We start from the raw sequence: 20830 nt of genomic DNA, 5'->3' as shown, positions 1-20830 counted from the left end.
TCAAGGCACACCGCGAACGATTCGTGTGGGATCTTCCAGTCGCTCGGCGATGCGCAGGCGCGCGCTGCGCGCCCGCGGGTTGATCTGGACCTCCTCCTCGGATGGACGGATGGGCTTGCGGGTCACCAGGCGCAGGGTGGCCCGATGCCCGCACGTGCAAACCGGGACCTGCGGCGGGCAGAGGCAATCCCGGGATTCGCGCTGAAAGAACGTCTTCACGATGCGATCCTCCAGGGAATGGAAGGCGATCACCGCCAGGCGCCCTCCGGGCCGGAGCAGGGAGACCGCCTGGGGGAGGGCCTGCTCCAGCGCCTGCAGCTCCTCGTTGACGGCGATCCGCAGGGCCAGGAACGTCCGCGTCGCCGGATGCTGATCCTCCCGTCCGCGCCCGACCACCCGCGCGATCAGCTCCGCCAGCTCCGTGGTGGTGCGGATGGGCCGGTTTCGCACGATGGCCCGGGCGATGCGCCGGGCGAAGCGCTCCTCCCCATAGCGCCGGATCACCTCCGCCAGCTGCTTCTCCGGCCACCGGTTCACGATCTCCGCCGCCGGGATCCCATGGCCCGGGTCGTAGCGCATGTCCAGGGGACCCTCGATCTGAAAGCTGAACCCCCGATGGGGATCCGAGAGCTGCCACGACGAGAGCCCCAGGTCGAACAGGATCCCGTCGACCTCCAGGAAGTCATAGCGCACCGCGATCCGCCGCAGCTCCGCGTAAGAGCCGTGGACCAGGACCGCGCGTTCGCCGAAGGGGCGCAGGCGCTCCCGCGCCCGCTCCAGCACCTCCGGGTCCCGATCGATCCCCAGCAGGCGGCCATCCGGCGCGGAGCGCTCCAGGATGGCTGCGGCGTGTCCTCCGCCGCCCACGGTGGCATCGATGTAGACGCCGCCCGGGCGGACCTGCAATCCCTCCAGCACCTCGCGCAACAGAACCGGGATGTGCATCGTGCCGCTGCTCAGGGATTCCGCCGGATCCGATCCGCTACACCTGCAACCCGATCCAGTGCTCGGGCGGGATGCGGCCGTTCTGAAAGCGCTCCAGGATCTCCTGCCACGCGGACGGGGACCAGATCTCCAGGTAGGTATGAACCCCGACGATGACCGCCTGACCTTCCAGGCCGGCGTAGGCCCGGAGGGAGGCCGGGATGAGGATGCGGCCCTGCTCGTCGGGGACCACATCGAAAGCCCCTCCGAAGAAGAAACGGCGCCACTCCCGCGCCTCGGGGGCGGTCAGGGGCAGCTGGCGGATTCGCTCCGCGACGCGGTGCCACTCCGGGAGCGTGAACAGATACAGGCAGGGCTCCAGGCCCCGGGTCAGCACCGCCCCCGCCGCAAAAAAGGGGCGATAGCGCGCCGGGAGAAACATCCGTCCCTTCGCGTCGATCCCATGCCGGTATTCCCCCAGGAACATCGGGGTCTCCCCCGGGGAAGCCACCGGCCGCTCCGCTTCCGCCTTGCGCCGCCCTCTCGTCCCCACCACTCTCCTCCACTTCTCCCCACTCTACGCCTCCATTATATGAATCCGCCCCACCTGCACAAGGGATTTGGGAAACCTTAACGGAGCGTTTGGGTTATCTGGGATATGCGGGGCCGCTCGGGGCGCGCCCGACGTCGAGGAGGGGGCGAGGGAGCCATCCGCGGATGGGAAGCGCGAAGGCTCATGTCCCCGAATGAGTTGGAGAGGGGCAGAGGCCACCTGCTCCCCTCTCGCTGCGCCGGTGGATGGGGAAGGGCGCCTGCCGGCGTCCGAAGTTCCATCCCATCCGGATGGAGCGGAGAGAGGTGTGCCCCGATTTTGTCGGGCCTGGCCGCGTTGCAGGACCACTGCGAGCAGTTGTCCTACGATCTGGGGACACACCCGCAGAGAGCGAGGAAAAGCGGCAGGCGTTCGTTTCGATTAAAATAGAGGGGAAAATCAGAAGCCCGAAGGCGGTTTCCGGCGGCGGACGCCTCGGGGGTCATCTCCCTGAGCGGGAGGAGCGTTCATGTGGGCCGTCTACCTGAACCGTGGCCTGGAGATCCGGCGGGACTATCCCATCCCTTCCCCGCCGCCCGGGGAGGCGCGGATCCGGGTGAAGCTGGCCGGCATCTGCAACACCGACCTGGAGCTGATGCGGGGTTATCTGAACTTCCGCGGCGTGCCCGGCCATGAGTTCGTCGGCGTCGTCGAAGAGGCCCCGGATCATCCGGAGTGGGTGGGGAAGCGGGTGGTGGGTGAGATCAACGCCGCCTGCGGCGTCTGCCCCACGTGCCGCGCCGGACGGCCCACCCACTGCCCGAACCGGACGACCCTGGGCATCTCCGGGCGGGATGGGGCCTTCGCGGAGTATCTCCTCCTGCCGGTGGTGAACCTGCACGAGGTGCCCCCCGAGATCCCGGATGAAGCCGCCGTGTTCGTCGAGCCCCTGGCCGCCGCCCTGGAGATCCCCGAGCAGATCCACATCCACCCCACGGATCGGGTGGTGGTGCTGGGCGACGGCAAGCTGGGCAACCTCGTCGCCCAGGTCCTGCAGCTCACCGGCTGCGACCTGCTCGTCGTGGGCCGGAACCCGAACAAGCTGGCGCTGCTGGCCCGACGCGGGATCCCGGTGGCCCACGTGGAGGACGCAGGCGAGCTCTCCGCCGATGTGGTGGTGGAATGCACCGGCTCCCCCGAAGGCTTTCATCTGGCCCGCCGCTGGGTGCGCCCCCGGGGGACTCTGGTGCTGAAGAGCACCTATCACGGCACCGTCGAAACCAACCTCACCATGGTTGCTGTGGACGAGGTGGCGGTGATCGGATCCCGTTGCGGTCCTTTCGAGCCGGCCCTCCGGCTCCTGCGCCAGGGGCTGGTGGACGTCCAGCCGCTGATCCACGCCCGTTACCCCCTGCAGGAGGCCGACAAGGCCTTCGAGCACGCCGCCCGCAAGGGAGTGCTGAAGGTCCTGCTGGAAGTTTCCCTATGACGCGCTGGGAAGCGATCCGCAACGGATCGATCCTTTTCTATCGGTTCGCGGATCCCCCGTGGGGGGAGATCCCCCACGGTTTTCTGACGCGCCGGGGCGGGGTCAGCGCGCCGCCTTTCGCTTCCCTGAACCTCAGCCACTCGGTGGGCGATGATCCCGCCGCCGTGGCGGAGAACCTCAGACGGGCCTTCGCCGCGGCCGGCCTGCGACCCGAAGAGACCGTCACCGCCTGGCTGGTCCACGGGAACCGGGTCCTCGTCGTGGACGCCCGGTATGGTGGAGCGGCCCTCGAAGGCGTGGACGGGTTGATCACGGCGGAGCGGGGGCTCGCCCTGTTCATGCGGTTCGCCGATTGCATCCCGGTTCTGCTCGCCGATCCGGATCTCCCGGCGGTGGGCCTGGTGCATGTGGGCTGGCGAGGCCTCGCGGCCGGCATCCTGGAGTCCGCCCTGGAGGCCTTCGAGCGGCATCTGGGCCGCGGACCCTCGGCCCTCCACGCCGCCCTGGGTCCCGGCATCGGGGGCTGCTGCTACGCTGTCGGCCCTGAGGTCATCGAGGCCCTGAGCCCCCGGCTGGGCCCTGCCCTCCTGTTGCGCCGCCGGAACGGCACCTGGCACCTGGATCTTCCGGAGGCGGTCCGCCTTCATCTGCGACGCCTGGGCGTGCCCGCCGTGATCACCGCCGGGATCTGCACCGCGTGCCACACCGGGCTCTGGTTCTCCCACCGTGCGGAACACGGAAGGACGGGACGCTTTGGGGTCTGGATCCGAAACCCCTAAGGGAACCCCTTCCCCCGCGCCGATCCGCGAGACCGCCCCGGTCCCGGTCCGGCGCCGCCGGTTCCGTCCCGGGACGGAGGAGAGCCCCTTTCATCGATTCATGGTTTTCCTGGACCGACTGGAGCGCCTGCCGTGGGGCCTCGTGGGCCTCTGGACGCTGGCCCTAAGCGGCGGGGTGGGGCTGGCGTGGGAGGAGGTCTATCGCTCCTGGATGGCCGGCGCGGTAGCCGCCGGGCTCTTCCTGGCCTTCGCCGCCGGCGACGCGGCGATGCTGATCGGCCTCCCCCGCCGGGGCTATTCCTTCGGCCCTCCCAAGCCGCCCTTCCTGGCCTTCAGCCTGTTCCGTCTCTTCCTGAGCCTGAGCCCGCTCCCGTTGCACCCCTCCCCCTGGGCGGCCAGCCTGGCCCTCATCGGCCACCTGGCCTTCACCGGCAACCTGCTGAACGCCCTGTATCGGGAGCCCTTCCGCCTCACCCTGACGGAGCTGGTCATCGCTTCCCCCAAGCTCCAGGGGATGCCCCCGCTGCGCATCCTTCACCTCACCGATCTCCACCTGGAGCGTCTGACGCGGCGGGAGCAGGAGGTGCTCCGCTGGGCGGAGCAGCTGGATCCCGATCTCATCGTCTTCACGGGTGATCTCCTGAACCTGAGCTACGTCCGCGATCCCATCGCCCAGGCGCAGTGCAGCCGCTTCCTGGAGGCCCTGCAGGCCCCGCTGGGGGTTTACCTGGTGACGGGCACGCCGCTGGTGGACCCGCCGGAGGTCGTGCGGCGGATCCTGTTCGGCTTCACCCACATCACCTGGCTGGACGATCAGATCGCCCGGTTCGGCCAGCTGGCCCATGCGGGCCCCCAGATCTGCCTGATCGGCCTCACCTGCACCCACGACCCGGAGGAGGATGGCCGGCGCCTGCGGGAGCTGATGCGCCAGGTTCCCCCTCAGGCCGTAACCGTCCTGCTCTATCACTCCCCGGATCTTTTCCCGGAGGCCAGCGCCCTGGGGATCGACCTTTACCTGTGCGGCCACACCCATGGGGGTCAGATCCGCCTCCCGGGGATCGGCGCGCTGGTCACGGCCTCCATCTACGGCAAGCGCTACGAGATGGGGCTGTATCGGCGTGGGGGAACCACCATGTATGTGAGCCGGGGGTTGGGGATGGAGGGCCTGGGGATGCCCCGCATGCGCTTGATGTGCCCTCCCGAGCTCGTGCTGATCCACCTCCAGGGGGATGAGGCGTGAAAGATCTCCATCCCCTTATGCTCCTTCGGAGGGACCGCCATGCGGCAACGGATTGAGACGGCCCTCTCCGTGCTTCTGGCCCTGGCCGTCGCAGGGGTGGGCTGCGGGATCTGCCTGATCGGGACCCTGGCCGCCCGCGGGGATCTCCGATGGCAGCTGGGATCCGATCGCTATCGCATGTGGTTGATCCGGGAGCGGGAGGGAACGGGCCTGGCCCTCTCCCGCACCGCCCCCTTTCGGAACCCGCAGGGCGCCATGTGCCAGCGCACCCATGTCTGGTTCTGGCTCTGGGCCCCCCGGGTTGAACTGCAACAGGTGGACTACGAGGAGTGCCCTCCCGGAGGCTCGTGGATCCCGCAACCCGGGAGGGCGACCTGGGCTATCATAGAGGCGATGAAGGACCCTCTTCACGGGGAGGATCATCGGTGCGCCGCGATCGATGGGGGTTGTTCATCGGGGGTTTGCTGGGGGCGCTCTTCGGGGTGCTGGCCGCCTATCTTTACCTGAAGGCCCGACGGGAGCGCGGCGGGGACGCCCGCCCCTCCCCAGCCGCCCTGGTCCAGAGCGCCGTCACCCTGGTCACCCTGCTCCGCCAGATCGTCGAGATGGCGGAGGGCAAGGGGCGAAGGGCGTAAGCGTCGGGAGGCGACGATGGATGAGATCCTGGAACGGGTGAAAGCGAACCGGCCGGCCCTGGAGCGATGGCTGCGCGCCCTCCCGGGCTACGCGGGATACAAGGAGAAGGAGCTGCGGCGGGACGCTGACCGCCTCCTCCGGGAGGCCCTCAGCCGGCGGCTTCGGGAGGCCGCCGACCGGCTGCTCCGGGCCCAGCGTCGCCTGGCCGACCGGGATCTCTCCCGGGTGGAGGAGCTGGACCGTCTCGTCCGTCGCCTCCAGACCCTCGCCGACCGCATTCGCACGGCAAGCTATGGTTACGCCGGCTTCTTCGACGCCCTCCGCATCGAGGAGGCGGAGCTGGAGGCCCTCTACCGGTTCGACGCGGAGCTCCTGGAGCGAGCCGAGGAGCTCCCGAAGGCCGTGGAGGCCCTGGAGCAAGCCGTGGAAGGGAGCGCGGACCTTTCTCCGGCTCTGCGGGGGCTGGAGCAACCCCTTCAGGCCCTGGAGGCCGCCTGGGATCAGCGGGCGGAACGAATGCGGGCCCTCCGTTGACCATAGGAGCCGCGACCTGCGCCGCTGCAGGCCGAAATTCGTTTCGGCCACCGACCACAGGAAGCGACCCTCACGCCATCAAAGGCACAAGGCTCGGGGTTGTGAGGGCGGCTTCATCCGCGGCCTTCGGGATCTTGAAGACAGGAGGTTCGGGGCGAAAGCCCTTCCTACAACAACCGTGGATCAACCCTCCACCACCGTGGGGAAATATCCCCGATCCCGGAGCTCTTTCAGCAGCCGCTCGAGGGCGGCCTCCTCGATGACCACGATGTGGGGGGCGAGCCAGCCCCGGATGGCCGATCCCAGCCCGGTGGCCGCGAGCAGCTCCTGCAGGGTCCACACGTCCTCCGCCTCCAGGATGGTGACCTCCTCAAACACCTGGACCCGCCGCATGCTGTCCCACACCCGTTCCAGGGCCGTTCGCAGCGCGGCCGTGGGCGGCAGGCCGCAGGCCTCGAAGCGCGACAGGATCTCCTCCGGGCGATAGCCCTCCCGGAACACCGCAGCGATGCGCTCCTCGTCCAGGGCGAAAACGAACGGGGAGCCCATCGGCCGGCCGATCCGACCCGAAAGCCAGAGCAGCGGCGCCGCCTCCGGCCCCGGCCGCACCGACCACGTCCGCTCGTCCAGCCATCGGGTCTCCGGAAGCGACTCCGGCTCCTCCACCCCAGGGCGCTCTCCCCGGATCCAGCGACGCCCCTGAGCGGTCAGACGGAAGGCCCGAAGCGATCCCCCCTCATACGCCAGGGCCACCGCCCCCAGCCAGAACAACGTCCCCTCCAGATAGGCGCGCAGATGCTCGGCGACGGGGACCGGCTCCCGGGCCGGCCGGCCTCGAACCAACCGCCAGGGCTGATCCAGCCGGTCCTCCGCGAAGCCGGGCGGCTGGGCGGCCTCCACCGCCCGGACCAGATCCGTCCAGTCCACCCATTCATCCGGCAGGGTGGCCAGCAACTCGATGAGGGCCTGCCGGCCCCGTCCCCACTCGTAGTAAAGCTGCTCGATCCCCCCCATCCACCCCAGGGATCGCACCAGCCGGACCGTGGGGTCCCGACGTCGAAGCCAGGCGATCTCAAAGCGCGTCGCCCCGCTCCGCCAGATCTCCCACCAGCGGGCGACGGGATCCTCCTCCCCGATGCCCGGAGCGAAGGGGAACGCTTCCCCCGAGCCCTCGCCGGAGAGACGCCAGAGGATCTCGGCGATGAAGGCGGCACCCTCCCACGGCAACCCCATGCGCTCCCCCAGCGCCTCGATGGCGCGGGGATCGAACTCCTCCGCCGGGACCGTCAGCCATTCGTAGGGAGGGGGCGATCCGGCATGGCGGGCGAGGAGCGCTTCTACCTCCTCGGGATCGTGGGGCCATCCCCATAACCAGGGAAAGCGATGCGCCTGGGGATGAACGCGGAGGATCCGGGCGGGCGGCCGCAGGACCCACCAGCGGCGGGCTTCCTCCAGGAGCGGCCGGAGGGGCGGCGCCGCGACCGTCTGTTCAGGAGGAAAGCTGCGATAGACCGTGGCCGGGAACACGGGGAGCGGAAGCCTGGAGAGCGGGAGGGTGGCCGGCAGATGGGCATGGGGGCGCGGCCGCCCATCGTGGCCCAGGGCGCAGGGGATCAGCAGGCCCTGCTGGATGGCCCGACGCCACACGGCCCGGAAGGTCGAGCGATCCCCTTCGGCCCAGCGCATCCAGCGGGCTTCCAGCTCCTCCGGGTCCACCCGCTCCTTGCCGAGCAGGCGGATCAGCCCGAGCAAGCGCTCCAGCTCCGGGTCCAGCTCCTCCCGCCACAGCCCCAGCCGGTAGTAGACGCTGAGCCGGGCGGCCAGGCGCCGCACCAGCTCCGGCTTGCGCCCGCGGGGCAGGGCCCAGCGGCGGCGCCGGGCCAGGCGCAGCAGCTCGAGGGCGGTCTGCGGCTCCAGCTGGGCCTCCAGACGTTGGAGCTCCGCCCGCGCCTCCTCGGGCAACCCTCCCCCATCGAACAGCAGGGCCAGCCAGGCCGCCCCTTCGTGGGCGCAGGGTTTCGCCGACCGGCATCCGCAACCCCGGATCCGCAACGCCTCGGGGGCCAGCGCCTCCTCCGAGCCCGGACGTCGCCAGCGCGTCTCCATCGCTCGCGACTCCGTGGAGATGCCGGCGATCCACACCTCCGGATCCAGCGCCCGCAGGTGCACAGCCCCGGAGGCCCACAGGCGGAAGGCCTCCACGCGAACCGGATGGGGAAGGAGGTCAAGCAGACGATCCAGATCCATCGGGGGAGGATCCGTTCCCGGCGGACATCTGCGGGGGGAGGGCCCGAGGCCAGGCGGCGACATCGACCACGGCCGGGTGGTAATGCGAGAGCTCCTCGGCCTCCAGGATCTCGTAGCGATACCCCTGTTCGACCAAGAACAGCTGGCGCCGGGCGGCGTAGTCCTGATCCACCGTGTCGCGGGTGACCAGGGTGTAGAAGTGGGCCAGGATCCCATTCCGCTTGGGCCGCAGGATCCGTCCCAATCGCTGGGCTTCCTCCTGGCGCGAGCCGAAGGTGCCGGAGACCTGGATCAGCACGTTGGCGTCGGGGAGGTCGATGGCGAAATTGCCCACGCGGGAGACCACCAGGCGGCGGATCTCCCCGCGGCGGAGCTGATCGAAGAGCCGCTCCCGCTCCGTCACCGGCGTCCGACCGGTGATCAGGGGGGCGTGGATGGCGCGGGCGATGCGCTCCAGCTGATCCAGATACTGCCCGATGATGAGGACGGTGTCCTCCTCGTGCCGGGCGAGGAGCTGGCGGATCACCGGCTCCTTGGCCGGGTTGGTGGCCGCCAGGCGGTAGCGCTCCTTTTCCGCCGCGGCCACATATCGCAGGCGATCCTCCGGGGCCATCGGGACGCGGATCTCGTGGCACTCGGCCGCAGCGATCCAGCCCCGGGCCTCCAGCTCCCGCCAGGGGGCCTCGTAGCGCTTGGGGCCGATGAGGGCGAACACCTCCCGCTCCAGCCCATCCTCCCGCACCAGGGTGGCCGTCAGACCCAGGCGCCGACGGGCCTGGAGCTGGGCGGTGATGCGGAAGACCGGGGCCGGCAGGAGATGCACCTCATCGTAGATGATCAACCCCCAGTCCAGGGCGCTGAAGAGGCGGAAATGCGGGAACTGGCGGAGGAGGTCCTCTTCGAAATCCCGATGGGGGCGATGGGTGAGGATCTGGTAAGTCGCCACCGTGACCGGACGGATCTGCTTGCGATGGCCGGTGTATTCCCCGACCTGATCGGGGCTCAAATCCGTTTTGTCCAGGATCTCTGTGATCCACTGGCGGGCGGCCACCGTGCTGGTGGCGATGATCAGGGTGGCGGTGCGCAGCCGGGCCATGACCCCCAGGCCCACGATGGTTTTGCCCGCCCCGCAGGGGAGCAGGATCACCCCGCTGCCGGCCCGGAGGAAAGCCTCCACGGCCTCCTCCTGATAGGGGCGCAGGCGGAAGGGCTCGCCGGTGGTCCGGGACGTGGACCGCAACCGGAGGTCCAGGCGGGCGCCCTCCACGTATCCGGCCATATCCTCCACCGGATAGCCCAGGTAGAGGAGGGCCTGCTTGAGGGCGCCGCGGGCCCGGGGCTCCACCGCCACCCGGTCCGCCTCCGCCTCCCCGGAGGGGGCCAGGAAGGGGGCCACCACGGATTGGGCCCGCACCCAGGCCAGCAAGGCGGGATCGTCGGCCACCAGCCAGAGCCGCCCGTTTCCCATCTCCAGGCGGAGCCGGCCGTAGCGGGCCATCCAGGTCCGGATGTCCTCCCGCAAGCCCTCGGGGACCTGGCCGCCGCTGAAGCGTTCGAGGTCCTCCAGGATCTCCGCAGCGGTGAGGCCCAGGGCGGCGGCGTTCCAGATCGAAAGGGGGGTGATGCGGTAGACGTGGATCGGCCCGGCGCTCCGCTCCAGGTCGGCGAAACGGGCCAGGGCGTCCCGGGCCGGCTCATACCCGGGATGCCGGGTCTCCAGCCAGACCGTCCGGTCGGCCTGGATCGTCAGAGGGAACTCCGGCCGGAGCGCCATAAGCCTTTCGCCGCCATGGATCAGGCTTTTCATTTTCGTTCAAAGAGGAGCACACGGCAAATCCGAGCGTGAGAAGGGGCTCCCTCTAACGAACCGGGGGCGGGGGAGGCGCCAACCGCCTCTTCCCCGCCCCCGACCGCATGTTCCCGGTGAGGGGCTTATCCACGCGCGATGGCCTGCCGGTCGATGGCCTGCAGCAGCTGCCAGACGAAGGCCTCGGTGCGGGCTACCACCCCCGGATCCACGTTCTCATACACGTCCGAAGGCTGGTGCCAGTGGGGGAGCACCCCATCCGGCCGCAGGTTCACCAGGGTGAGCACCCGCCACCCGGCCCGGACGGCCGGGGCGCCGTCCGTGTAGGCCCCCCGAAAGTTCGGCCATCGATAGGCGCCCAGCTCCGGGCACGACCGGGCCACCTCCTCCGCCAGGGCCAGCAACTCCGGATCGCTGCGAAGGGGAACCAGCATAGTCTCCTGAACCAGGACGCACGGCCCGCTCCCGGGCCCGCCCACGGTATCCAGCACGATGAAGATCGGGCGGCCCAGGTCGCGATGGCGGCGGACGAAGGCCGCGGCCCCATAGGCTCCCACCTCCTCACATCCCGTGCAGAGGGCCCAGACCTCCGTGTGGCGCAAGGGCTCCCGACGAAGCCGTTCCGCCAGCGCGAGCACCATCCCCGCCCCGGTGGCGTTGTCGTTGGCCCCATGCGTGTAGGGCGTGAGATCCGCCTGCACCGCCATGGCGAAGACCGCCGCGAGCAGGAGGGCTGGCAGCAGCGCCGGCCACCCCCACCGGGGATCCCCGGTCCAGGCTCCGATCCCGAACAGCACGCCCATCCCGGCCGCCCCGGGCAACCCCAGGGTCACCAGCGTCCGGTAGAGGGCCAGGGCCCGCGGCGAGGAGAAAGCCCAGGGCGTGCGATGGGTGTCCAGATGGCCACACAGGATCACCCGCTGGCGGACGGGCCCAGCGGGCGGGAGGATGGCGTAGACGTTCTGGCTCCTCCCCTTCGGAACCAGCAGGCGAAGGGGGTTCGGGGTGAAGGTCAGTTCCAGGACGGTGCAGAGGATGAGCAGAAACGTCCCGAGGGCGGCGATCCATCGCCCGCCCAGGAAGAACAGGGGGACCATGAGCAGCATCCCGCCTGTGGCGATGGCGTAAGGCCGCCAGGCGGAGGTCGCGCTGACGAAGGGCTCCACACAAGGGGTGAGGCCCAGCGCCCGGAAGACCTCCGCTGCGTAATCCGCCGCCGCCCGCTCGGCCTCCGTGGTGCTCCCCCGCGGCCCGATGGTCACGCTCAGGGCCGCCACATGCTCCATCGTGGAGGACATCGCCGTTCCTCCGTCCTCCGACCCGGGACGGCCTCCCTCAGGCCTCCAGAAGCCATCCCAGGCCCAGCGCGCGCAGCTTCTCCGGTGTCGGGATCCCCTCCCGGGTCCAGCCGGCCATCTCGTAATAACGATCCAGCGCCCTCTCCATCTCCTCCCGGCTCAGGGCCACCCCCGCCGTCGGCCCGGTCCCCTGCAACGCCTTGAAGAACTTCTTCGGCAGCTGATCCGCCCGGCGGTCCAGGCCTTCCCGGGCGTTGAACCAGCGCAGCATGTTCAGCCGGCGCTCCCCGATGCGCAGCAGCTCCTCCAGGGTGAAATCCGACCACCCGGTCACCGCCCGGACCATCCGCACCGTTTCCTCGGGGCCGTAGAGGGTCCAGGCGGGGCCGTAGACGAACTGGCAGAGCCCGGCGGAATCCAGGAAGGAATAGAAGAGCTGGGTCAGGTAGGCGAAGCGGATCTTCTCCTCGTTCAGGCTGCCGGGAGGCGGGGGATCGGTCAGACCGAGGAGGGCGAGACGGCGCAGGTAAAGCTCGGAGGCTCCCTCTTCATACATGGGGTCGTGCTCGCTGGACTGATGGTCGGCGCCGAAGGGATTGACGGCGTAGATCAGCCCGAGGGAGCGCTTGGCCTGCGGCATATGGGCGGGCGCCTCCTGGTTCTTCACCGTGATCAGGAACTCATGGCCCTTCCCCAACCGGTCCGCGGCCCGGGCGGAGCCTTCGGCCAGGACGTCGCCGATCCCCTCCCGCTTCAGGATCATCTCCAGGAGGCGCAGCATGGCCCCTGCGTCGCCGAAGCGGAGCGGGAAGCCGATCTCCGCCTCTGTGACGACGCCGTTCTCAAAGCATTCCATGGCCCAGGCGATGGTCGCCCCGCAGGAGATGGTGTCCACCCCATACTGGTTGCACAGCTGATTGGCCAGGGCGATGGCGTCCAGATCGTCGATCCCGCAATAGGAGCCGAAGGTGGCGATGGTCTCGTATTCCGGACCTCCGTAGAAGGGATCCACCTTCCGGCCGTTCCACTCCGTCTCCACCACCCGCTTGCAGCGCACCACGCAGGCGTAGCAGGTGTCCCGCTCCTTGAGAATGGTTTCAGCCATGCGCTCGCCGGTGATCTTCTCGAAGCCCTCGAACTGCCCGGCGTTGTAGTTGTAGGTCGGGAGGGTGCCGGCCATCTGCTGCCAGGCCACCACGCTGGCCGTCCCATAGAGGGCCAGGCCCTGGACGTCGGGGTTGTCTTCGATGTGGCGGGCGCCCCACTGGGCCAGCTCCGCCAGCGTTTTCGGGTCGGCCACCGTCACCTTGCGACGGCCCCGGACGACGATGGCCTTCAGGTTCTTGGAGCCCATCACCGCGCCCATCCCGGTGCGCCCGTTGGCCCGGTTGGACATGTTCATAATGGCGGCGAAGCGGACCAGGCGCTCGCCGGCCGGGCCGATCTGCGCCACCTCGATCTGATCGTCGCCCAGCTCCTCCTGGAGCATTCGCTCCGCCTCCCCGGTGATCCGTCCCCACAGGTGGGAGGCATCGCGCAGCTCGGCCTCCCCATCGTGGATCCAGAGGTAGACCGGCCGGGGAGCGCGCCCGCGGATCACGATGCCGTCGAAGCCGGCGTATTTCAGCTCGGCGGGGAAGAACCCCCCGCTCTGGGAATCCCCGATGGCGCCGGTGAGGGGAGACTTGGCGTTCGCCATCAGACGGGACTGGCCGGAGATAGGCGCGCCGGTCAGCGGGCTGAGGAAGAGGGTCAGGACGTTGCGGGGATCGAAGGGGTCGATGCCCGGCGGCATCTCTCTCAGGATGTAGTAGAGGCCCATGGCGCTGCCGCCCATATAGGTGCGGTAGAAAGATTCCGGCGGGGTCTCTACCCACAAACGCCCCTCGCTGAGATCCACATGCAGGATCCGCCCGGCGTATCCGTAACCCATGGCGCCCTCCTCGGATCAGGAATCCGACAGAAAGAAGAGTGGGGAGAAAAGCCCTCGCGGCGTGGTGCCTCTATTTTGCCCGGATCCCCTTTCCCTCGCAATCCCCTCATCTATTCGGAAGCCCAGGCCCAGCGCCTTCGCAAAGCCTTCTCCTCCCTGGCCTGTTCCTTCACGCTCGCGAGGATCAAGCCGCCGCCCAGGGCAAGATGCTGAAAGGGGGATCTCGCCGCTCCACCATCCTCAGCAGATCCCGGAGGGCCGAACGGGCCGCCGCGTAGGCGGAGGGGTCGCGCTCCGGCAGCCGGAGCGCTTCGAACTCCTCCTCATCCAGCACCCGCACCTCCCCCGTCGGCGTGACGAAGACGTCCAGGGCCAGATCCCGGATCTCGATCTCCCCTTCCGTAACCCGCGGCGGATAGACGATGTCGCAATACCAGCCCTTCAGCCGATCGTCCCGATGATGGTGGATCTCATAGATCACGAACCAGCGGCCCGGGAAGAAATACTCCACGAACCGATCCTGAGGCTCCAGGAGGACATATCCCAGATCCAGCGAAGGGCGCTCCCAGAGGGCCTCCACCACCAGGACCTCCGGCGTGGCCTGAACCAGGCGCCCGGCATAGACGACGCGCAACCGGCCGTCCGCCGTCAGCCGCCGCACCCGAATGGGCCGTGGAAGCCCGGCCCTCAATCCGGACCCCACCCTCGTTCCTCCACGGCCTGGAAGATGTCCGTGTCGCTCACGATGCCGACGGGCCGGCCGTCCTGCATCACCACCGCCCGCCGGATGTTGGCGTCCAGCATGATGATCGAGCACTGGCGGATCGTGGTGTCCGGGGAGACGGTGATGAGAGGCGCGCTCATCAGGTCGCGGACCTTCAGGCCCTTCAACGGCCGGTCCGCAGCCACCACCTTCTTGAGGATGTCCCGCTTGGTCATGATCCCCCAGGTCCCATGGGGCCCCTCCGGCTCCACCACCACGCTGGAGATCCCCTTCTGCACCATCAGGTGCAGCGCCTCCTCCACCGGCATATCCGGCGGGACGGTCACCACCGGCGAGGTCATGATCTCGGCCACCGTATACGGCTTGGGCTTCCGCTCCATCGCCACCCCCTATCCACACGTGTGAGATATCCCCTAAGGTCAATGAGAACGACGGGGTGTGTCCCGATTTTGTCGGGCCTGGCCGCCTTGTAGGACAACTGCGAGCAGTTGTCCTACAATTTTGGGATACACCCGAACGACGTCCCCAAAAAGGGAGCGCCCACCTCAAATTATAATGGGGAAAGACGAGGCCTCGGGACGGATCCCGGAGCCCGAGGGATCTTCCCCATCTCGGAGCACGCAGGAAAGAAGCAATGCGACTGAGGGTTCGCCCGTCCGCTCGTTTGTATGGCGTGATCCAGGTGCCGGGGGACAAATCTCTCTCCCACCGGGCGTTGCTGTTCGCCGCCCTGGCGGAAGGGACTTCGACGCTCCAGGGCTGGCTCCCGGCGGCCGACTGCGAGGCGACGCTGCGCTGCGTCCGCGCGCTGGGGGTCGAGGTGGAGCGCCCGGCCGCGGACCGCCTGATCGTCCGCGGCCGGGGGCTGCGCGGCCTTCAGCCGGCCTCCGCCCCGCTGGATTGCGGGGGATCCGGGACTACCATGCGGCTCCTGATGGGGATCCTGGCCGGCTTCCCCTTCCCCAGCACCCTGGTCGGCAACGCCCAGCTCTCCCGGCGTCCGATGGAGCGGGTGGCAGAGCCCCTGCGCCGGATGGGAGCGGAGGTTCGAACGACAGAAGGCCACGCGCCGGTGTATCTGCGGGGAGGGACGCTGCGCGGCATCCGCTATGAGATGCCCGTGGCCAGCGCTCAGGTGAAGTCCGCGCTGCTGCTGGCCGGCCTCTACGCCCAGGGCCCCACCACCCTGGTGGAGCCCGCGCCCTCCCGGGATCACACCGAGCGCCTGCTGCGGGCGATGGGAGCCGCCCTGGAGCAGGACGGAAGGACGATCACCGTTTATCCGGCCGAGCGGCTCTCGCCCCTCGATTGCGCCATCCCCGGGGATCCCTCCTCGGCCGCTTTCCCTCTGGTCGCCGCCCTGCTGATCCCGGGCTCGGAGATCGAGGTCACAGACCTGCTGCTCAACCCGACCCGCCTGGGGCTGATCGAGGCCCTTCAGGCGATGGGCGCGCCGATCCGCGTCATCCCGGAGGGGGAACGCCACGGGGAGCCCGTGGGCCGGCTCCTGGGGGCCTCCGCCGTCCGCCTTCAGGCCATTGAGATCGCCGGCCCCTGGGTCCCCCGCATGATCGATGAGTTTCCCATCTTCGCCGTGGCGGCCACCCAGGCGGAGGGAACCACACGGGTGCGGGATGCGGCCGAGCTCCGGGTGAAGGAGAGCGACCGCATCGCCGCCCTGGCGGCCGAGCTGCGCCGGATGGGCGCGCGGATCGAGGAGCATCCGGACGGCTTCGCCATCGAAGGGCCCACCCCGCTGCGCGGCGCGCTCGTCCACAGCCACGGGGATCATCGCCTGGCGATGGCCCTGGCCGTGGCCGGGTTGATCGCCCAGGGGGAGACCATTGTGGAAGACGCCGAATGCATCGGGGACAGCTTCCCGGGCTTCGTGGAGCGGATGCAGGCCCTCGGCGCAGAGATCGAAGTGGAACCGTGAGGCCCGGGAAGCCCGCCCCGCGCTTCAGGAGAGCCAGGGAGGGGAGCGATGGCGCGCATCCGCGGGACCACCCGTCTGGTCGGTTTGCTGGGATGGCCGGTGGCCCACAGCCGCAGCCCGCAGATGCACAACGCCGCCTTCGCCGCCCTGGGCCTGGATTGGGCCTACGTGCCCCTGCCGGTCCGCCCCGAGGATCTGGAGGACGCGATCCGGGGGTTGCGGGCGCTGGGCTTCGCCGGGGCCAACGTGACCGTCCCCCACAAGACCGCCGTGATCCCGTTGCTGGATGAGATCTCCCCGCTGGCCCGGGCGGTTGGGGCGGTGAACACCCTGCGGGCGGTCGAAGGGCGATGGGTGGGAGAGAACACGGACGTGGAGGGGTTCCGCCGCGCCTTGCAGGAGATCGGGCTGTCGGTGCAGGGGCAGACGGTGGCCGTCATCGGCGCCGGAGGGGCCGCCCGCGCGGTCCTGGCCGCCCTGGCCCTCGAGGGCGTCGGCGAGGTTTTCCTCCTCCACCGCAGCCTGGACCGGGCGCAGCGGATGCTCGAAACGCTGGAGGCGTCGTTCCCGGCCGCCGGCCTGCGTCTCCCGCCGGTGCACCCCATCCGCCTGGAGGATCCCCTCCCCGAGGGCATCGTGGCGCTGATCCACACCACGCCGGTGGGGATGGCCCCGGATGTGGAAGCCTGCCTCTGGCCCCCGGATCGCCCCTTCCCGTGGGGGCTTCAGGCGGTGATCGATCTGATCTACGAGCCCCCCCGGACCCGGCTGATGGCCCTGGCGGAGGCGGCCGGCATCCCGGCCTACAACGGGCTGGGGATGCTGCTCCATCAGGGCGCGCTGGCCTTCACCCTGTGGACCGGACAGGAGGCCCCCCTGGAGACCATGCGGGCGGCGCTGCAGGAACTCGACAGCTCGTGAGGATCGCCATAAAATAAGATGATCTCGAAGCGGCAGCCTTCAGGAACTCCCTGAAAGGCGTTCCGGCATCTCGACGGGAGGAGCAGGATCGCGAGAATGACGCAATTTCAGATCACAGACGACCTGGAAGCGTTGCTCAACGTGTTGCCTCCGGACATCGCCCAGGCGGTCCGGGATCGCAACCGCAACGAGGCGTTGCTGGAGGTGGTGCTGGACCTGGGGCGCTATCCGGAGGCCCGTTACACGGATGGCGAGGTCACCCTGTGCGCCCGGGAGGTGACCGAAGCGGATATCCAGTATGTGGTCTCCCGCATCGGGGAGTTCGATGCGGACAACCGGGCGGGGATCCAGCGGACGCTGCATCGGATCAGCGCCATCCGCAACCGGCGAGGGAACATCATCGGCCTGACCTGTCGGGTCGGCCGGGCGGTTTACGGGACGATCGAGATCATCAAGGACATCATTCTCTCGGGGAAGAGCATCCTCCTGCTGGGCCGCCCCGGCGTGGGAAAGACCACGATGCTGCGGGAGGCGGCGCGGGTCCTGGCAGAGCATAAGCGGGTGATCATTGTGGACACCTCCAACGAGATCGGCGGGGATGGGGACATCCCGCATCCGGCGGTGGGCCGCGCGCGCCGCATGCAGGTGCCCAAGCCCAGCCTCCAGCACGAGGTGATGATCGAGGCGGTGGAGAACCACATGCCCGAGGTCATCATCATCGATGAGATCGGGCGGGAGCTGGAGGCCATCGCCGCCCGCACCATCGCCGAGCGGGGAGTGCAGCTGATCGCCACCGCCCACGGGAACACCCTGGAGAACCTGCTGATGAACCCCACCCTCTCCGACCTGGTGGGAGGGGTGGAGAGCGTGACCCTCTCGGACGAGGAGGCCCGACGGCGCGGCACCCAGAAGACGGTCCTGGAGCGCCGGGCGCCTCCCACCTTCGATGTGCTCATCGAGATCCAGGATCGGCAGCGCCTGCTGGTCCACCACGACGTGGCCGCCAGCGTGGACGCCCTGTTGCGGGGCCAGCAGCCGGATGTGGAGCTGCGCTATCGGGATGAGGAGGGGCGGATCCACATTGAGAAGCCGAGGTTCCGACGGGCGGTGATGGTGGGGAAGTCGCCCCTCCCCTTCTGGCGGGGCGAGATCATCGCCACCACCCCCATCTCCCCCGGGGAACCCCCGCAGCCCCCGCGGGTGAGCGCCGAGCGAGTGGGGGCCTTTGACCTGGAGGAGGAGCAGGAGGGACTGCCCCCATCGCCATGGGCCGCCCCGGCCCCCTCGGGCAACGGGCCGCGCCGGCCGCTGCGGGTGTATCCGTTAGGCCTGGCCCGCAACCGGCTCCAGCGCGCCGCCAGCGTCTTCGGGACGCCCATCCAGGTGGTGGAGCAGATCCACGAGGCGGACGTGGTGATCACCACCAAGGCCCATTACCGGCGGCATCCGCGGGCGCTCACCGAGGCGGAGGGCCGCGGGATCCCCATCTACGTGGTCCGCTCGAACACGGTGACCCAGATTGAGAGCTGCCTGGCGGACATCCTGAACCTGGCCCCGGCCGATGGGGAGGAGGATCCGCAGCTGGCCCGCGCCCTGGAGGAGGCGGAGGCGGCGATCCAGAAGATCCTCAACGGGGAGGCCCGCTACGTGGATCTCTCGCCGCAGAACGCTTACATCCGACGCCAGCAGCATCTGCTGGCCCGCCAGTATAACCTGATCTCCCACAGCTACGGGAAGGAGCCGAACCGCTACGTGCGGATCTACGCCGAGTGAAAAGTTGGGGGGACGCCTGCGGCGTCCCCCCAGCTCGTGAAGACGGCTTCACAGCTCCCAGACCTCCGCGGATACGATCTCCCCTCGCTCATCCATCACCAGCCCGATCCCATGGCGGCGGGCCTTCTCCTCGACCCCCCATTCCATGGCGATCCCGAAGATGAAGGGCCGGGCTTTCCCGGTGATCCCGTAGGTCTTCAGCAGGTCCCGGATCTTCTGGCGCTGGAGCACGCCCGCGAAGGTTTCGAAATCCCGTCGCCTGACCTTCATCCGCACCGAGACCAGCACCCATTCCGTGTTTCCTGAAGCGTCCTGAATCCGGGTGACCCCATCGATCTCCGCTTCCGAATCGACCGGCAGCGAGGCGATCGGCATCAGCAGGCGATAGCCCCGGGCCTGCAGCCACCGCTCCATGTAGATGGCCATCCGTTTCTCCAGATAGGCCTCCGCAAGGGATAACACGGATTCGAAATCCCAGACCATCTCCCCCATGTGCATCCTCCTTGTCTTCATTCTCCAGCCTCCTGCCCGGAGGCTAATGCCGGAAATGCCGGCGGCCGGTGAAGACCATGGCCAGCCTCAGGCGATCGGCCGCGGCGATCACCTCCGCATCCCGGATGGAGCCGCCCGGCTGGATCACAGCGGTCACCCCGGCCGCCGCTGCCGCTTCGACGCCATCGGGGAACGGGAAGAAGGCGTCGGAGGCCATCGCCGCGCCCCGGGCGCGCGGGCCCGCCTTCATCACCGCAACCCGCACTGCATCCACCCGGCTCATCTGACCGGCCCCGACCCCCACGGTCTGCCCCTCCCGGGCGAGCACAATGGCATTGGAGCGCACATGGCGGACGACCTTCCAGGCGAACCGCAGATCCCGCCACTCCTCTTCAGAGGGCGCGCGCCGGGTGACCACCCGCCAGCTCTCCGGATCCCCATCCCCCGGATCCGGAGTCTGGACCAGGAGCCCGCTTAGGACGCTTCGGATCTCCAGGGCGCCCCGGGTTCCCGCCCGCATCCGGATCACCCGGCAGGCCTTCTTGCGCCGGAGCCGGTCCAGGGCCTCCGGCCGATACCCCGGCGCCGCGATGACCTCCAGGAAGACCTCCTGCAATGCGACCGCCGCCCCCTCATCGACCTCCCGGTTGAAGGCGACGATGCCGCCGTAAGCGCTCTCCGGATCGCCCGCCAGGGCCCGTCGGAAGGCGTCCGCCGGATCAGCCCCCATCGCCGCCCCGCAGGGGTTGTTGTGCTTGACGATCACCGCCGCCGGCTCCTCGAACTCCTCCACCGCCCGCCATGCCGCCTCCAGATCCAGCAGGTTGTTGTAAGAGAGCGGCTTCCCCTGCAACACCTCAAAGGGGAGCTCCTGAAGGGGCTCCAGGTAGAACGCTCCCGCCTGATGCGGGTTCTCCCCGTAGCGGAGAGGAAGGGCCTGCCGGGCGGTTAGGAGCAGGGTCTCCGGCAGCTCCCCCTCCCCGTCCTCCCGCTCGAGATAGCGGGCGATCCACGCGTCGTAAGCTGCCGTCAGACGGAAGGCCCGCGCCGCCAGGCGCCGGCGCAGCGTCAGAGGAACCTCCCCTTCGCGGCGAAGCGCTTCCAGGACCGGCGGGTAATCCTCCGGCCGGCTGCAGACGATCACCCGGGCGAAGTTCTTGGCGGCGGCGCGCAGCAACGCCACCCCGCCGATGTCGATGGCCTCGATGGCTTCCTCCTCCGTCCCGCGGCGGGCGGCTTCCTCGAACGCATAGAGGGTGACGGCCACCAGATCGATGGGCTTCCCCCCGATGGCCGCCAGCTCCGCCTGATCCGCCTCGGACGCCCGGGCCAGGATCCCGGCGTGCACCCGCGGATGGAGGGTCTTCACCCGCCCCCCCAGGATCTCCGGGAACCCGGTCCACTCCTCCAGGGAGCGCACCGGAACCCCTCCCGCCGCCAGGGCCTGGGCCGTGCCCCGGGTGGCGAGGATCTGCCAGCCCAGGGCGACCAGCCCCCGGGCGAACTCCACTGCCCCCGTGCGATCGGTCAGGCTGAAAAGGGCGTAGCGCGCTTCCATCGGAACC

At 69.3% G+C, this 20830-nt stretch carries 19 protein-coding genes; 9 read left to right on the top strand and 10 right to left on the bottom strand.

Annotated elements, in window-relative coordinates; all coding sequences use genetic code 11:
* Complete coding sequence (gene rsmH, locus KNN16_RS01985) at positions 1-945, bottom strand: 16S rRNA (cytosine(1402)-N(4))-methyltransferase RsmH (protein WP_299285892.1); 945 nt, start codon at positions 943-945, stop codon at positions 1-3.
* A gap of 37 nt (positions 946-982) precedes the next feature.
* Positions 983-1477, bottom strand: a complete 495-nt coding sequence (mraZ, locus tag KNN16_RS01980; protein ID WP_303898413.1) for a division/cell wall cluster transcriptional repressor MraZ — start codon at positions 1475-1477, stop codon at positions 983-985.
* Positions 1478-1985: 508 nt separating this feature from the next.
* Between mraZ and KNN16_RS01975 the strand changes: the two genes are divergently transcribed.
* Genes KNN16_RS01975 through KNN16_RS01950 form a run of 6 tightly spaced genes read left to right on the top strand, consistent with a single transcriptional unit; the run spans position 1986 to position 6134 of the window.
* The gene (locus KNN16_RS01975) at positions 1986-2945 is read left to right on the top strand and encodes an alcohol dehydrogenase catalytic domain-containing protein (RefSeq protein WP_303898411.1); all 960 of its coding nucleotides are present in this window, start codon (positions 1986-1988) and stop codon (positions 2943-2945) included.
* Positions 2942-3724 carry a peptidoglycan editing factor PgeF gene (gene pgeF, locus KNN16_RS01970; protein WP_303898409.1) on the top strand — a complete coding sequence of 261 codons (783 nt, stop codon included), beginning with the start codon at positions 2942-2944 and terminating at the stop codon, positions 3722-3724. The genes KNN16_RS01975 and pgeF overlap by 4 nt, the downstream gene beginning before the upstream one ends.
* Positions 3699-4964 (top strand): metallophosphoesterase, encoded by a 1266-nt coding sequence (locus tag KNN16_RS01965; protein ID WP_303898407.1) that lies wholly within the window; start codon positions 3699-3701, stop codon positions 4962-4964. Before pgeF ends, KNN16_RS01965 begins: the two co-directional genes overlap by 26 nt.
* A 39-nt stretch (positions 4965-5003) precedes the next feature.
* Positions 5004-5471 carry a hypothetical protein gene (locus KNN16_RS01960; RefSeq protein WP_303898405.1) on the top strand — a complete coding sequence of 156 codons (468 nt, stop codon included), beginning with the start codon at positions 5004-5006 and terminating at the stop codon, positions 5469-5471.
* Positions 5390-5599 (top strand): hypothetical protein, encoded by a 210-nt coding sequence (locus KNN16_RS01955; RefSeq protein ID WP_143597538.1) that lies wholly within the window; start codon positions 5390-5392, stop codon positions 5597-5599. The genes KNN16_RS01960 and KNN16_RS01955 overlap by 82 nt, the downstream gene beginning before the upstream one ends.
* 16 nt (positions 5600-5615) lie before the next feature.
* Entirely contained in the window at positions 5616-6134 is a 519-nt protein-coding gene (locus tag KNN16_RS01950) for a hypothetical protein (protein WP_303898403.1), read from the top strand.
* A gap of 183 nt (positions 6135-6317) precedes the next feature.
* On the opposite strand, the gene KNN16_RS01945 is transcribed toward KNN16_RS01950, so the two are convergent.
* The 6 genes from KNN16_RS01945 to KNN16_RS01920 all read right to left on the bottom strand — a co-directional run bounded on the left by KNN16_RS01945 (position 6318) and on the right by KNN16_RS01920 (position 14523).
* Entirely contained in the window at positions 6318-8381 is a 2064-nt protein-coding gene (locus KNN16_RS01945; protein WP_303898401.1) for a hypothetical protein, read from the bottom strand.
* Positions 8359-10155, bottom strand: coding sequence for a DNA repair helicase XPB (locus KNN16_RS01940; RefSeq protein ID WP_303898399.1), 1797 nt, complete (start codon positions 10153-10155; stop codon positions 8359-8361). The genes KNN16_RS01945 and KNN16_RS01940 overlap by 23 nt, the downstream gene beginning before the upstream one ends.
* Positions 10156-10313: 158 nt before the next feature.
* On the bottom strand, positions 10314-11486 hold the full coding sequence (locus KNN16_RS01935; protein ID WP_303898398.1) for a M28 family metallopeptidase: 1173 nt from the start codon (positions 11484-11486) through the stop codon (positions 10314-10316).
* A 37-nt stretch (positions 11487-11523) separates the two neighbouring features.
* Positions 11524-13419: an aldehyde ferredoxin oxidoreductase family protein gene (locus tag KNN16_RS01930; protein WP_303898396.1), complete on the bottom strand. Its 1896-nt coding sequence runs from the start codon at positions 13417-13419 to the stop codon at positions 11524-11526.
* 184 nt (positions 13420-13603) lie between these two features.
* Entirely contained in the window at positions 13604-14122 is a 519-nt protein-coding gene (locus tag KNN16_RS01925) for a DUF402 domain-containing protein (RefSeq protein ID WP_303898395.1), read from the bottom strand.
* Complete coding sequence (locus KNN16_RS01920; protein ID WP_088570951.1) at positions 14107-14523, bottom strand: cyclic nucleotide-binding/CBS domain-containing protein; 417 nt, start codon at positions 14521-14523, stop codon at positions 14107-14109. Before KNN16_RS01920 ends, KNN16_RS01925 begins: the two co-directional genes overlap by 16 nt.
* A gap of 254 nt (positions 14524-14777) precedes the next feature.
* Here KNN16_RS01920 and aroA point away from each other — a divergent pair, with 254 nt between their 5' ends.
* The 3 genes from aroA to KNN16_RS01905 all read left to right on the top strand — a co-directional run bounded on the left by aroA (position 14778) and on the right by KNN16_RS01905 (position 18773).
* Positions 14778-16079: a 3-phosphoshikimate 1-carboxyvinyltransferase gene (gene aroA, locus KNN16_RS01915; RefSeq protein ID WP_303898392.1), complete on the top strand. Its 1302-nt coding sequence runs from the start codon at positions 14778-14780 to the stop codon at positions 16077-16079.
* Positions 16080-16127: 48 nt separating this feature from the next.
* Entirely contained in the window at positions 16128-17000 is an 873-nt protein-coding gene (locus tag KNN16_RS01910; protein ID WP_303898390.1) for a shikimate dehydrogenase, read from the top strand.
* Positions 17001-17096: 96 nt separating this feature from the next.
* Positions 17097-18773 carry a R3H domain-containing nucleic acid-binding protein gene (locus KNN16_RS01905; protein WP_299285596.1) on the top strand — a complete coding sequence of 559 codons (1677 nt, stop codon included), beginning with the start codon at positions 17097-17099 and terminating at the stop codon, positions 18771-18773.
* A 48-nt stretch (positions 18774-18821) separates the two neighbouring features.
* Here the strand turns inward: KNN16_RS01905 and KNN16_RS01900 are convergent, their stop codons facing one another.
* Both KNN16_RS01900 and purH read right to left on the bottom strand, forming a co-directional pair.
* The gene (locus tag KNN16_RS01900; protein WP_303898387.1) at positions 18822-19265 is read right to left on the bottom strand and encodes a hypothetical protein; all 444 of its coding nucleotides are present in this window, start codon (positions 19263-19265) and stop codon (positions 18822-18824) included.
* A gap of 43 nt (positions 19266-19308) precedes the next feature.
* Positions 19309-20823 (bottom strand): bifunctional phosphoribosylaminoimidazolecarboxamide formyltransferase/IMP cyclohydrolase, encoded by a 1515-nt coding sequence (gene purH, locus KNN16_RS01895; protein ID WP_303898385.1) that lies wholly within the window; start codon positions 20821-20823, stop codon positions 19309-19311.
* Between the last annotated feature and the right edge of the window lie 7 nt (positions 20824-20830).

Origin of the sequence: Thermoflexus hugenholtzii, from assembly GCF_018771565.1 — a bacterium.
GTDB classification, from domain to species: Bacteria; Chloroflexota; Anaerolineae; order Thermoflexales; family Thermoflexaceae; genus Thermoflexus; species Thermoflexus hugenholtzii_A.
Note: the sequence above shows the minus strand (reverse complement) of the source record. Positions and strands in the feature narration are given on the sequence as shown.

Bases quoted from the DNA above. Each gene is read 5' to 3' on its own strand.
- KNN16_RS01900 (WP_303898387.1), bottom strand. From the start codon at position 19,265: ATGGGGGAGATGGTCTGGGATTTCGAATCCGTGTTATCCCTTGCGGAG.
- KNN16_RS01945 (WP_303898401.1), bottom strand. From the start codon at position 8,381: ATGGATCTGGATCGTCTGCTTGACCTCCTTCCCCATCCGGTTCGCGTG.
- aroA (WP_303898392.1), top strand. From the start codon at position 14,778: ATGCGACTGAGGGTTCGCCCGTCCGCTCGTTTGTATGGCGTGATCCAG.
- KNN16_RS01905 (WP_299285596.1), top strand. From the start codon at position 17,097: ATGACGCAATTTCAGATCACAGACGACCTGGAAGCGTTGCTCAACGTG.
- KNN16_RS01975 (WP_303898411.1), top strand. From the start codon at position 1,986: ATGTGGGCCGTCTACCTGAACCGTGGCCTGGAGATCCGGCGGGACTAT.
- KNN16_RS01910 (WP_303898390.1), top strand. From the start codon at position 16,128: ATGGCGCGCATCCGCGGGACCACCCGTCTGGTCGGTTTGCTGGGATGG.
- pgeF (WP_303898409.1), top strand. From the start codon at position 2,942: ATGACGCGCTGGGAAGCGATCCGCAACGGATCGATCCTTTTCTATCGG.
- rsmH (WP_299285892.1), bottom strand. From the start codon at position 945: ATGCACATCCCGGTTCTGTTGCGCGAGGTGCTGGAGGGATTGCAGGTC.
- purH (WP_303898385.1), bottom strand. From the start codon at position 20,823: ATGGAAGCGCGCTACGCCCTTTTCAGCCTGACCGATCGCACGGGGGCA.
- KNN16_RS01930 (WP_303898396.1), bottom strand. From the start codon at position 13,419: ATGGGTTACGGATACGCCGGGCGGATCCTGCATGTGGATCTCAGCGAG.
- KNN16_RS01920 (WP_088570951.1), bottom strand. From the start codon at position 14,523: ATGGAGCGGAAGCCCAAGCCGTATACGGTGGCCGAGATCATGACCTCG.
- KNN16_RS01940 (WP_303898399.1), bottom strand. From the start codon at position 10,155: ATGGCGCTCCGGCCGGAGTTCCCTCTGACGATCCAGGCCGACCGGACG.
- KNN16_RS01935 (WP_303898398.1), bottom strand. From the start codon at position 11,486: ATGTCCTCCACGATGGAGCATGTGGCGGCCCTGAGCGTGACCATCGGG.
- KNN16_RS01950 (WP_303898403.1), top strand. From the start codon at position 5,616: ATGGATGAGATCCTGGAACGGGTGAAAGCGAACCGGCCGGCCCTGGAG.
- KNN16_RS01960 (WP_303898405.1), top strand. From the start codon at position 5,004: ATGCGGCAACGGATTGAGACGGCCCTCTCCGTGCTTCTGGCCCTGGCC.